This window comes from Bradyrhizobium sp. LeoA1Lang, assembly GCF_055413685.1.
The window spans coordinates 1-11592 of record NZ_JBVAPG010000038.1; the positions used below are offsets into that span (position 1 = coordinate 1).

General features: G+C 64.0%; 12 protein-coding genes. 7 read left to right on the forward strand and 5 right to left on the reverse strand.

Translation table 11 applies throughout. The annotated features are described in order from the left end of the window. Nucleotides 1–148 precede the first annotated feature (148 nt). Nucleotides 149–688 carry an adenine phosphoribosyltransferase gene (locus tag ACZYOF_RS15280; protein ID WP_208821721.1) on the reverse strand — a complete coding sequence of 180 codons (540 nt, stop codon included), beginning with the start codon at nucleotides 686–688 and terminating at the stop codon, nucleotides 149–151. 19 nt (nucleotides 689–707) lie between these two features. Then, on the reverse strand, nucleotides 708–2870 hold the full coding sequence (locus ACZYOF_RS15285) for an anthranilate synthase component I (RefSeq protein ID WP_463716268.1): 2163 nt from the start codon (nucleotides 2868–2870) through the stop codon (nucleotides 708–710). Between the two features lie 325 nt (nucleotides 2871–3195). Here ACZYOF_RS15285 and ACZYOF_RS15290 point away from each other — a divergent pair, with 325 nt between their 5' ends. Next, nucleotides 3196–4197: a VOC family protein gene (locus ACZYOF_RS15290; protein ID WP_463716269.1), complete on the forward strand. Its 1002-nt coding sequence runs from the start codon at nucleotides 3196–3198 to the stop codon at nucleotides 4195–4197. Nucleotides 4198–4360: 163 nt separating this feature from the next. On the opposite strand, the gene ACZYOF_RS15295 is transcribed toward ACZYOF_RS15290, so the two are convergent. From ACZYOF_RS15295 to petA, 3 genes are all read right to left on the reverse strand, one after another. Then, complete coding sequence (locus ACZYOF_RS15295) at nucleotides 4361–5035, reverse strand: dienelactone hydrolase family protein (RefSeq protein WP_130582637.1); 675 nt, start codon at nucleotides 5033–5035, stop codon at nucleotides 4361–4363. 124 nt (nucleotides 5036–5159) lie between these two features. Then, the gene (locus tag ACZYOF_RS15300) at nucleotides 5160–7232 is read right to left on the reverse strand and encodes a cytochrome c1 (RefSeq protein ID WP_463716270.1); all 2073 of its coding nucleotides are present in this window, start codon (nucleotides 7230–7232) and stop codon (nucleotides 5160–5162) included. A gap of 58 nt (nucleotides 7233–7290) precedes the next feature. After that, entirely contained in the window at nucleotides 7291–7821 is a 531-nt protein-coding gene (petA, locus tag ACZYOF_RS15305; protein ID WP_463716271.1) for a ubiquinol-cytochrome c reductase iron-sulfur subunit, read from the reverse strand. Between the two features lie 275 nt (nucleotides 7822–8096). Here petA and ACZYOF_RS15310 point away from each other — a divergent pair, with 275 nt between their 5' ends. From ACZYOF_RS15310 to ACZYOF_RS15335, 6 genes are all read left to right on the forward strand, one after another. Then, nucleotides 8097–8552 carry a tRNA (cytidine(34)-2'-O)-methyltransferase gene (locus ACZYOF_RS15310; RefSeq protein ID WP_282531631.1) on the forward strand — a complete coding sequence of 152 codons (456 nt, stop codon included), beginning with the start codon at nucleotides 8097–8099 and terminating at the stop codon, nucleotides 8550–8552. Between the two features lie 10 nt (nucleotides 8553–8562). After that, the gene (gene queE, locus ACZYOF_RS15315; protein ID WP_463716272.1) at nucleotides 8563–9195 is read left to right on the forward strand and encodes a 7-carboxy-7-deazaguanine synthase; all 633 of its coding nucleotides are present in this window, start codon (nucleotides 8563–8565) and stop codon (nucleotides 9193–9195) included. 16 nt (nucleotides 9196–9211) lie between these two features. Further along, nucleotides 9212–9577, forward strand: a complete 366-nt coding sequence (locus ACZYOF_RS15320) for a 6-pyruvoyl trahydropterin synthase family protein (RefSeq protein ID WP_394569339.1) — start codon at nucleotides 9212–9214, stop codon at nucleotides 9575–9577. 3 nt (nucleotides 9578–9580) lie between these two features. Beyond that, nucleotides 9581–10468 carry an oxygen-dependent coproporphyrinogen oxidase gene (gene hemF, locus ACZYOF_RS15325; RefSeq protein WP_463716273.1) on the forward strand — a complete coding sequence of 296 codons (888 nt, stop codon included), beginning with the start codon at nucleotides 9581–9583 and terminating at the stop codon, nucleotides 10466–10468. Then, nucleotides 10452–11213, forward strand: coding sequence for an HAD family hydrolase (locus ACZYOF_RS15330; RefSeq protein WP_463716274.1), 762 nt, complete (start codon nucleotides 10452–10454; stop codon nucleotides 11211–11213). The genes hemF and ACZYOF_RS15330 overlap by 17 nt, the downstream gene beginning before the upstream one ends. Nucleotides 11214–11331: 118 nt before the next feature. Next, nucleotides 11332–11589, forward strand: a complete 258-nt coding sequence (locus ACZYOF_RS15335; RefSeq protein ID WP_463716275.1) for a YodC family protein — start codon at nucleotides 11332–11334, stop codon at nucleotides 11587–11589. Nucleotides 11590–11592: the final 3 nt, after the last annotated feature.

An 11592-nucleotide genomic window follows, 5' to 3' on the forward strand; every position in this document is an offset into this window, starting at 1 on the left:
CTGGGCGGATGGGACGGCTACTATGGCAAGCCCGGGCCGAAAACGATGCGCCTGGGGCTCGAAGCCTTCCAGCGCATCAAATTTGGTACCAGTCTGGCGCTCCGCGATGTGTGAATCGGACAGCCGCAAGAGCGGGGCGAGGTGACTTTTAGTGTCCCTCGAAGGCCATCAGCGTCCGCACGGGGACGTCCATTGCGCGCAGCTTGGCGGCGCCGCCGAGTTCGGGCAGATCGACGATGAAGCAGGCGGCGACGACGTTGGCACCGATCTGTCGCAAGAGCTTGACCGCGCCCTCCGCGGTGCCGCCGGTGGCGATCAGATCATCGACCAGGATCACGCGCTCGCCGGGATGCACGGCATCGGCATGCATCTCCATCTCGTCGAGGCCGTATTCCAGCGAATAGGCGATCCGCACCGTGGTATGCGGCAGCTTGCCCTTCTTGCGGATCGGCACGAAACCGGCGGAGACCTGGTGCGCGACCGCGCCGCCGAGGATGAAGCCGCGCGCCTCGATGCCGGCGACCTTGTCGATCTTCGAACCGGCCCAGGGATGCACCAATTCATCCACCGCGCGGCGGAAGGCGCGGGCATCCGCGAGCAGCGTGGTGATATCGCGGAACAGGATGCCGGGCTTCGGATAGTCCGGAATGGTACGAATGGCGGCCTTCAGGTCGAGGTCAAACGTCATTGCTGTCTCGCTTTCGTCCTTACGCCCTGGTGTCCAGCCGGAATGCGTTTTCCACGATACGCAGGCCGACTTCGCCGCCGAGCGACATCAGCGATTCCGGGTGGAACTGCACGCCGCCGACCGGCAAGGTCTTGTGCTCGATCGCCATCGCGATGCCGTCCTCCGTGGTCGCCGTCACCGACAATACATCAGGCACGCTCTGGCGCTCGACATAAAGCGAATGGTAGCGGCCGATCACGATCTCATTCGGCAAATTTTGCATTAACCGGCCGCCGCGCACCTGGATGCGCGAGGGACGGCCATGGGCGGGCTGGCCGAGCTGGCCGAGCTGGCCGCCGAAATATTCGCCGATCGCCTGCACGCCCAGGCACACGCCGAAGATCGGCAGCTTCTTCTCGATCGCGGTGCCGATGGTCTTCGAGATCCCGAAATCCTTCGGCCGCCCTGGACCGGGTGAGAGCACCAGGAGATCCCAGCTTTTCTGCTTCAGCATCTCCTGGGCGTGGATGTGCCGGACCACGGTGACGGCGGCGCCGACCTGGCGGAAATAATCCGCCAGCATATGCACGAAGCTGTCGTCGTGGTCGATCAGGAGCACCTTCTTGCCGGAGCCGGTGGCATCGGGGGCAATGGTGGAGAGCCGCTTCGGCGGGTCGCCGCGCAACGCCTGGAACAGGGCTGCGGCCTTCACCTGGCACTCGCGGTCCTCGGCCGCCGGATCCGAGTCGAAGAGACAGGTGGCGCCGACGCGAACCTCGGCGAGCCCATCCTTCATGCGGATGGTGCGGATCGTGAGCCCGGTATTGATGCTGCCGTCGAAATTCACGCAGCCGATGGCGCCGGCATACCAGCGCCGCGGCGAGCGCTCGTGGTCTTCCACGAACTGCATCGCCCACAATTTCGGCGCGCCCGTCACGGTCACCGCCCAGGCATGGGTGAGGAAGGCATCGAGCGCGTCGAAGCCCGGACGCAGCATGCCCTCGACGTGATCGACCGTATGGAACAGTTTTGAGTAGGTCTCGATCTGGCGCCGCGCCAACACCTTGATGGTGCCGGGCACGCAGATGCGCGCCTTGTCGTTGCGGTCGACATCGGTGCACATGTTGAGCTCGAACTCGTCCTTCTCCGAGTTCAGGAGCTGACGGATCTGCTCGGCATCGCCGATCGCATCGCTGCCGCGCGCGATCGTGCCCGAGATCGGACAGGTCTCCACGCGCCGGCCATCGGAGCGGACGAACATTTCCGGCGAAGCCGACACCAGGAATTCGCCTTCGCCCAGATTCATCAGCGCGCCATAGGGCGACGGGTTGATCCGGCACAGCCGCTGAAACACTTCCGCCGGGGAACGCTCGCAGGGCTCGGCGAAGAGCTGGCCGGGCACCGCCTCGAACAGATCGCCGCGGGCGAACGCCGCACGCGCGACTTCCACGGTCGCCTGGTATTCGCCGGGCGCGTGATCGGCGAAACCCTGCCGACCCGCCTTGAGATAGCGGCTCTCGGCGGTCTCGCGCGGCAGGCCTTCGGTCGACTTGCCGTTCCAGGCGAAATCGTAAGTCAGCACCACGCCGCGGCCGGTGGCGCGGTCATAGGCGAGCAGCCGGTCGGGCACATAAAGCACGATGTCGCGCTGGTCGGCCTCGCGCGGCCGCTTCTGCACGAGGTCCTCGATCTGGAACACGAGGTCGTAGGCGAAGGCGCCGAACAGGCCGAGCAGCGGATCGGCACTGGACGAGAAGGCCGCCACGAGATCGCGCACCAGTGACATCACGCTGGCGCGTCGGGTGCGCTGGTCTTCCTCGACCGGGGCTTCGCCGCGGATGATATGGCCTGCGAGGCGCGCCTCACTCTTCTCGGTGATGACGACGCAGGGCTCGCGCAGGACATCGCCGAGGAAGGCGATCAGCACCTCGCCACGCTTGTTCAGCGCTGATAGCGAGAAGTTCGTGCCTGATGTCTCCAGCGCCAGCGGCGGATCGGAGAAGCCGAGATCGAAGCTCTCGTAGCGCCCGGGCACGCTCGTGCCCGAGGACAGCACGACGCCGCGGCGGCGGTCGAGCAGATCGATCAGGTCGTCGAGCCGGCCGGCATTGCCGGTGAACTGTTCGACCACACGGGTGACCGCAAGCCCGCCACTGGTGCGGTACTCGCTTTTCGCCGGCAGGGAGAAGACTGTCCTGTTCATGTGTTCCTCTTACGAGACTTAACGAGGGAGCGCCACACAGGACAACCGAAGGGACCGTCGCACTGCGATGGCGACCTTCGACGATATTTTAAATGAAATCGCACCGGCCACCTATGAGAAGGTGGGCCACCAAAGACAGGATGGGCGGGCAACGGTGCTCATACCGCGCTAATCACCACCCGGCGAGGGCGATGTCAAGGGACGGGCACGGCCGCTGGCCTGCCCAAAAATCCATCTTTGGGGTTTGAAGGCCCGCGAATTCGCGTAAGTTTGATCCCAAGGAGTGGCGGACCAACCGCCCCAATGGACAACGGTGGAGGCGCATATGGGGCTATCAGGTCTCGGATATGCCGGGTTTGGCGTGGCCGAACTCGATGACTGGCGGGAATTCGGCACCACCCTCGTCGGCCTGCAGGCGGTCGAGCGCGGCAATTCCCTGCTCACCTTCCGGATGGACGACCGCAAACAACGCATCGTGATCGATCGCGCCGCTCCGGAAGGATCGCGCTTCTTCGGCTGGGAGGTGGCGGATGCGGCGGCACTGGATGAACTCGCTGCCCGGCTCGAGCAAGCCGGCATCGCGGTGGCCATAGAGCCGCAAGCGCTCGCCGATGCCAGGCATGTGCTCGGGCTGATCTCCTTCCACGATCCCGAAGGCAACCGGCTGGAAGCGTTTTGCGGCGCGGAGATCGATGCCACGCCGTTCAAGCCGGGCCGCGCGATCTCTGGCTTCCGCACCGGCCCGCTCGGGCTCGGGCATGCCGTGCTGACGGTGGAACGCATCGATCCGATGATGGCGTTCTATGTCGACGTGCTCGGCTTCGGGCTTTCGGACTACATCCTGCAGCCGTTTCGCGCCTATTTCTTCCACGTCAATCCGCGCCATCATAGCCTCGCGCTGATCGAGACCGGGAAGAGCGGCATGCATCATCTGATGGTCGAGATGTTCTCGCTCGACGATGTCGGGCAGGCTTACGATGTCGCGCTCAGCCAGCCCGACCGCGTCGGCACCTCGCTCGGCCGCCACACCAATGACTTCATGACCTCGTTCTACGCCAGGACGCCGTCATCCTTCATGATCGAATGCGGCTGGGGCGGCCGCGAGATCGATCCGGCGACGTGGCAGCCATACGAGATGCAGGACGGCCCGAGCCTGTGGGGTCACGAGCGCGTCTGGCTGCCGGCCAAGGACCGCGAACTCGCTCGCGAGATGCGAATGCACGCCGCCGCCCAAGGCCGCCGCGCGCCGGTGCAGGTGATGCAAGGCAATTTCAAGCTGATGTCAGGCACCTGTCCATGGTGGGACGGGGTGACCGGAAAACCCTAAGGCTGCCACGAGCCGTCAGCGCAAATCCCTCATGGCGAGGAGGCGCTTGCGCCGTCTCGAGACGATGCTGCGCATCGCTCGGAGAACCATGAGGCCCCGCCGTCGGCCTCATCCTTCGAGACGCGGCGAAGACGCCGCTCCTCAGGATGAGGGGATGCACCCATCAGCCCAGATGCTTCTTGAAGAACTCCGTCGCCCTGTCCCAGGCGAGCTCGGCGGCCTGGCGGTCGTGCACCGACATGCGCTGCTCGTTGACGAAGGCGTGCTCGGCGTCATAGCGGAAGAGCTCGAGCGACTTGCCGGCGGCCTTCATGGCCTTCTCGAAGGTGTCGACCAGTTGCGGTGTGCACCAATCATCCTTGTTGGCGAAATGCGCCTGCAGCGGGATCTTGACGTCGGCCGGCTTTGCCGCCTGCTCCGGCGGGATGCCGTAGAACACGACACCGGCGGTCAGTTCCGGAATCTTGGTAGCGCCGATGACGGTCACCGCGCCGCCAAGGCAGAAGCCGGTGAGGCCGACCTTGGCGCCGTTCCGCGCCAGATATTGCGCGGCGCCACGTACGGTCTGCGTGGTGGCGTCCATGAAGTCGAGCGAGTTCATCTCGCGACCCGCGGCATCGGTGTCGTGATACGGCACCACCGTACCCTTGTAGAGATCGGGCGCCAGCGCGTCGAAGCCAGCCCGCGCGAAGCGGTCGCACATACCCTTGATCTGGTCCTGCAGGCCCCACCATTCCTGGATCACGACCACGCCCGGCGCATCGCCGCGCGCCGCGTTGGCGAGATAACCGCCTGCGTCCTTGCCGTCCGGACGCTTGAAGGTGATGGTGGTGCCCATGAATTCCTCCGGAATGTTTCTGAGGGGGTTGCGAGTATCTTGACTACTCAGCGCGCGAGACGCAATCGCGCCAGCAAAAAAGCCCCCGCGGGGGCTTTTTCAAATCACGTTGCCGAAAGCGCGATCAGTGCGCGTTGGCCCAGACCTTCTTCTTGGTGAAGTACATCAGGACCGAGAACAGGATCAGGAACACGAACACCTGAAGCCCGAGCCGCTTGCGCGCTTCCATATGCGGTTCCGCGGTCCACATCAGGAAGGTCGTGACGTCGTGGGCGTATTGCGCGACCGTGGTCGGCGAACCATCGCTATAGGCGACCTGACCGTCGCTCAGCGGCTTCGGCATCTTGATGGCGTGGCCCGGGAAGTACTTGTTGTAGTAGGAGCCCTCGGGAATGGTCACGCCGGCCGGCGGGTTCTCCTCGAAGCCTTCCAGGATCGCGGTGACGTAATCCGGGCCCTGCTCCTGGTACTGGGTAAAGAAGTCGATCACGAACCAGGGGAAGCCGCGCTTGTAGGAACGGGCCTTGGTGATCAGCGACAGATCCGGCGGAGCCGCGCCACCATTGGCCGCACGGGCCGCCTGCTCGTTGGGGAACGGCGACGGGAAGTAGTCAGCGGGCCGGCCCGGACGCTCGAACATCTCGCCCTGGTCGTTCGGGCCATCCTTGATCTTGTAGTCGGAGGCGAATGCGGCGGCCTGGGCCGTCGAATAGCCAGGCCCGCCGGGATCCGCGAGGTTGCGGAACGCGACAAAGGACAGGCTGTGGCAGGTCGCGCAGACCTCCTTGTAGACCTGCAACCCGCGCTGCACCGCGCCGCGGTCAAACTTGCCAAAAGGGCCGGAGAACGACCATTTCTGCGCCGGCGGTGCCACCTCGCCCCCCTCGGCCCTGGCGCTTTGCGCGTCGCCGACCAAGAGCCCGCCCGCAACCATGATCGCGATCACGGCCGAGACCATCGGCGCGGCCTTGCGGCCCGTCTTCGCCAGCACGTCGTCGGCGATCGAGTTTGGCACCGGCCGCGGCGTCTCGATCCGGGAGAGCAACGGCAGCACGATCAGGAAGTAGGCGAAGTAGCAGACCGTCAGGATGCGGCCGGCGATCACATAGATGCCCTCCGGCGGCTGCGCCCCGAGATAGCCGAGCAGGACGCAGACCACGACAAACATCCAGAAGAACTGCTTGGCCAGCGGACGGTACTTCGACGACCTGGTCTTGGCGCTGTCGAGCCAAGGCAGGAAGCAGAGGATGATGATCGCCGCGAACATCGCGATCACGCCCGCGAGCTTGTTCGGGATCGAACGCAGGATGGCGTAGAACGGTAGGTAATACCATTCCGGCACGATATGCGCCGGCGTCACGCCGGGGTTGGCCGGGACGTAGTTCTCGGCATCGCCGAGATAGTTCGGCATGTAGAAGATGAACCAGGAATAGAAGATCAGGAAGCAGGAAACGCCGAACAGGTCCTTGATCGTCGCGTAGGGCGTGAAGGCGACCGTGTCCTTCTCGGTCTTGGCCTCAACGCCGGCCGGGTTGTTCTGGCCCGCCACGTGCAGCGCCCAGACGTGCAGCACGACCACGCCGGCGATCACGAAGGGCAACAGATAGTGCAGCGAGAAGAAGCGGTTCAGCGTCGGGTTGCCGACGGCGTAACCGCCCCATAGGAGCGTCACGATGCTCTCGCCGAAATAGGGCACGGCGGAGAACAGGTTGGTGATGACGGTGGCGCCCCAGAAGCTCATCTGCCCCCACGGCAGCACGTAGCCCATGAAGCCGGTTGCCATCATCAGCAGATAGATGATGACGCCGAGGATCCACAGCACCTCGCGCGGCTCCTTGTATGACCCGTAGTAAAGGCCGCGGAACATGTGGATGTAGACGGCGAAGAAGAACATCGACGCGCCGCAGGCGTGCATGTTGCGGAGCAGCCAGCCGTAATTGACGTCACGCACGATCAGCTCGACCGAGCGGAAGGCGAGATCGGCATGCGGGGTATAGTGCATCGCCAGGATTACGCCGGTCAGGATCTGCACCGCCAGCATCATCGAGAGGATGGCGCCGAAGGTCCACCAGTAGTTCAGGTTACGCGGCGTCGGATAGGCCACGAAGGAGGAGTGCATGAGGCCGAAGATCGGCAGTCGCCGCTCGATCCACCTCAAGGCGGGATTGGTCGGCTGAAAATCGGATGGTCCGCTCATTGATGCGATCCTGAGAAGAAAGACGACGCGATCGGTCTAGCCTCGGCTGGGCCGAGACTTAGCCGATCTGGATTTTGGTATCGGAAACGAACTGATAGGGCGGCACCGCCAGATTGGCGGGCGCGGGCCCCTGGCGGATACGACCGGAGGTGTCGTATTGCGAGCCATGGCAGGGGCAGAAAAATCCGTCGTAATTGCCCTCATGGGCGATCGGGATACAGCCGAGATGGGTGCAGATGCCGATCACGACCAGCCATTGCTCATGGCCGGACTTGACCCGGGCTTCATCGGTCTGCGGGTCAGGCAGGCTCGAGAGCGGAACGCTGCGCGCCTCCTCGATCTGCTTCTTGGTGCGGTTGCTGATGTAGATAGGCTTGCCGCGCCAGAACACCTTGATGTCCTGCCCCTCGGCAATCGGCGTCAAATCGACCTCGATCGGCGCACCGGCGGCGATGGTCGCCGCATCCGGGTTCATCTGGTCGATGAATGGCCAGACCGTCGCAGCTGCACCCACCGCAGCAGCAGCACCCGTTGCAACAAAAAGGAAATCACGGCGTGTCGGATGGTCCGCCGAAGACGCTGTCGTCACGATTCCAAGCCCTTTCCTTGTCTGCAGCCGGTGGAACCGCCCCGGCGGCGCCCATTGCAACCGGGAGGCCTGCCGGCGCCCGCGGCCCCCGCGGCGGCAGAAAACCACTGTCCCTCCTCCCTACTGGCGGAACAGCAGTCCAGAATCGTTCTATTGGCACCCTTGCCGGACGAGCGCAAGCCCGCTATCGGCTCGCAGGCGTGCAATGCACGAAATGAGCGACGAACGTTGTTTTCTTGAGACATTTCGTCGGTACTTAACCCAGCGCCACGGCCATGCAGATCGCGCTCTTCCAGCCCGATATCCCACAGAACACCGGCACCATCCTGCGGCTGTGCGCCTGCCTGGATGTGGCCGCTCATATCATCGAGCCGGCAGGCTTCCCGACCTCCGACCGGCATTTCCGCCGGGCGGGAATGGACTATCTCGACCACGTCCATTTGATGCGCCATGACTCCTGGACGAAATTCGAGGAATGGCGCCGCGAGGCGGGCTATCGGCTGATACTGTTCACAACCAAGGTCGCCGGTTCCTACCTCGATTTTCGCTATGCCGCTTCCGATATACTGCTCTTCGGGCGCGAATCCGCTGGGGTCACCGATGCGGTGGTGGCGGCCGCCGATGCGCGGCTGGTGATCCCGATCAAGCCGCCCATGCGCTCGCTCAATATCGCGATGTCGGCGGCGCTGGCGATCGGCGAGGCCTTGCGGCAGACCCGCAGCCTGAGCTGAAGGAGATTCCGTGAGCTACGCGGTCAAGGAGATTTTTCTCACCCTGCAGGGCGAAGGCGCGCAGGCCGGCCGTGCCTCGGTGTTCTGCCGCTTTGCCGGCTGCAACCTGTGGAGCGGCCGCGAGCAGGACCGCGCCAGCGCAACCTGCCAATTCTGCGACACCGATTTCGTCGGCACCGACGGCACGCTCGGCGGGCGCTATGCGAGTGCCGCAGCACTTGCCGACATCATCGGCGCACAATGGACGGGCGATAATGTCGGCCGCTATGTCGTGCTGACCGGTGGCGAGCCGCTGCTGCAGGTCGACACCGAACTGATCGACGCGCTGCATGCGCGCGGCTTTGCCATCGGCGTCGAGACCAATGGCACGATCACACCGCCAGACGGGCTGGATTGGGTCTGCGTCAGCCCGAAGGCGGGCGCGGAACTCGTGGTGCGGAAGGGGAACGAGTTGAAGCTGGTCTATCCGCAACAGGACGCCGCGCCGGAACGCTTCGTCGATCTCGATTTCGAGCGCTTCTCGCTGCAGCCGATGGATGGGCCTGATGTAATTCAAAACACCGCGCGCGCGGTCGAGTATTGCTTGCAACACCCTAAATGGCGGCTGAGCGTGCAGACGCACAAGACGCTGGGCATCAGATAGGAGTTGGACTTTCAGGATGTGGGAATTGACGAAATCGTTCCGCTTCGAGGCGGCGCATGCGCTCTCCGGAACGACCCTTGGCGCGAGCAGCCAGGAGATCCATGGCCATTCGTTTCGTGCGGAAGTGACGGTGCGCGGAACGCCGGACCCAGCGACCGGCATGGTGCTTGACCTAGGCCTGCTCGAACGCCGCATCGCCGAGGTGCAGAAGACGCTCGACCACAAGTTCCTCAACAAGATCGAGGCGCTTGGACTGCCTACCCTTGAAAACCTGTCGCGATTCATCTTCGAACGGGTGCAGCATGCGGGCAAGGTCAGCCGCGTCAGCGTGCATCGCGACAGTTGCAACGAGAGCTGCACCTATTTCGGACCGGAAGCCTAAGTCATGGAAAAATCCGCGATCGAACAGCGCAAGGCGCGCGCAAAAACCTGGTTCGAAACGCTGCGCGACGATATCTGCGCGGCCTTTGAGCGGCTGGAGGATGACGCGCCTGCTTGGCTCTATCCAGGCGAAGCCGGGCGCTTCGTGCGCACGCCATGGGACCGCACCGACCATACCGGCAAGCCCGGCGGCGGTGGCGTGATGTCGCTGATGCGCGGGCGCCTGTTCGAAAAGGTCGGCGTGCACTGCTCGACCGTGCATGGCGAGTTCGCCCCCGAATTCCGCGCCCAGATCCCGGGCGCGGCGGACGATCCGCGCTTCTGGGCCTCGGGCATCTCGCTGATCGCGCATCTGCACAATCCGAACGTGCCGGCGGTGCATATGAACACCCGCTTCGTCGTCACCACCAAGGCGTGGTTCGGCGGCGGTGCCGACCTCACGCCGGTCCTGGACCGGCGGCGCACGCAGGACGATCCGGATACGCTCGCCTTCCATGCCGCGATGCAATCAGCCTGCGATGCGCATGCGCGGATCGCGCCGTATGAGAAATACAAGAAATGGTGCGACGACTATTTCTACCTGCCGCATCGCAAGGAGGCGCGCGGCATCGGCGGCATCTTCTACGATTGGCACGACAGCGGCGACTGGGACGCCGACCTCGCCTTCACCCAGGATGTCGGCCGCGCGTTCGTGAAGATCTATCCCGAACTGGTCAGGCGCAATTTTGCGACGGCATGGACCGCTGAGGACCGCGAGGAGCAACTGGTCCGGCGCGGGCGCTATGTCGAGTTCAATCTGCTCTACGACCGCGGCACGATTTTCGGCCTGAAGACCGGCGGCAATGTCGATTCGATCCTGTCGTCGATGCCGCCGCATGCGAAATGGCCGTGAGATCGCCGTCGTGACCAAACTCCCCCGCGCCATGCTGATCGACATGGACGACACCATCCTTTCGGCCTATGGCCGGCCCGAGATCGCCTGGAACACGATCGCGGCCGAATTCGCCGATGAATTGACGCCGATGGATCCGCCGGTGGTTGCCGCCGCGATCCTGGCTTTCGCCCGGAAATTCTGGTCCACAGCGGAGCCGATCTGGCGGTTGAAGCTCGAGGAAGCGCGCCGAGAAACGGTCAGGGGCGGCTTTGCCGCGCTTCGTGCGAGCGGCCACCCGTCCGTTTCAGACGACCTCGCAGTCCGGATCGCCGACCGGTTCACGACGTTTCGCGAGGAAAGCATCTTCCTGTTTCCCGGCGCGCATGACGCCATAGACGGACTGCGCGCGCTCGGCATCAAGCTCGCGCTTGTCACCAACGGCGCCGCTCTGATGCAACGCGCCAAGATCGAGCGCTTCGCATTGACGCACCGCTTCGATCACATCCAGATCGAAGGCGAGCATGGCTTCGGCAAGCCCGAAGAACGCGCCTATCTGCACGCCATGGATGCGCTCGGCGTCAGCGCAGCGGACACCTGGATGGTCGGCGACAATCTGGAATGGGAAGTCGTCGCGCCGCAGCGGCTCGGCATTTACTCGATCTGGATCGACGTGCACGGGGATGGTCTTCCCGCGGGATCGGCGGTCAGGCCGAATCGCATCATACGATCCCTGACCGAACTGCTTCCCGGCGCGAATCGGTAGCGAACCCTGCGCTTCGCCGTAATCCCCATCAAAATCCTGTAGCGGCGATCCCTCGTGATCGGACTGTCATGACAGCTCTGTAACGTGCCCGCGCGTCAATCAAGGCGAAGGGTGGACCATGGAACTAAAACCAGGCGATGTGGTGATGCTGAAATCGGGCGGGCACCCGATTACGGTTGCGGAAGTCAACGAGGATTCCGTCGAGTGCGTATGGATGGGTATCGACGGCGATCTGTTTCGGGAAACGCTTCCCGTTGCCGTCCTCGAAGCCGCCATTCCCGATGACGAGGAAGAGGACGACGACGAGGAAGACGAAGAAGACGACGAAGAAGACGATGAGGACGAAGACGATCGCCGCAAGGGCAAGGTCGCTTAAGTC

Coding starts and splice junctions, on each gene's coding strand:
- ACZYOF_RS15280 (WP_208821721.1), bottom strand. CDS start 688: ATGACGTTTGACCTCGACCTGAAGGCCGCCATTCGTACCATTCCGGAC.
- ACZYOF_RS15285 (WP_463716268.1), bottom strand. CDS start 2,870: ATGAACAGGACAGTCTTCTCCCTGCCGGCGAAAAGCGAGTACCGCACC.
- ACZYOF_RS15290 (WP_463716269.1), top strand. CDS start 3,196: ATGGGGCTATCAGGTCTCGGATATGCCGGGTTTGGCGTGGCCGAACTC.
- ACZYOF_RS15295 (WP_130582637.1), bottom strand. CDS start 5,035: ATGGGCACCACCATCACCTTCAAGCGTCCGGACGGCAAGGACGCAGGC.
- ACZYOF_RS15300 (WP_463716270.1), bottom strand. CDS start 7,232: ATGAGCGGACCATCCGATTTTCAGCCGACCAATCCCGCCTTGAGGTGG.
- ACZYOF_RS15310 (WP_282531631.1), top strand. CDS start 8,097: ATGCAGATCGCGCTCTTCCAGCCCGATATCCCACAGAACACCGGCACC.
- ACZYOF_RS15320 (WP_394569339.1), top strand. CDS start 9,212: ATGTGGGAATTGACGAAATCGTTCCGCTTCGAGGCGGCGCATGCGCTC.
- hemF (WP_463716273.1), top strand. CDS start 9,581: ATGGAAAAATCCGCGATCGAACAGCGCAAGGCGCGCGCAAAAACCTGG.
- ACZYOF_RS15330 (WP_463716274.1), top strand. CDS start 10,452: ATGCGAAATGGCCGTGAGATCGCCGTCGTGACCAAACTCCCCCGCGCC.
- ACZYOF_RS15335 (WP_463716275.1), top strand. CDS start 11,332: ATGGAACTAAAACCAGGCGATGTGGTGATGCTGAAATCGGGCGGGCAC.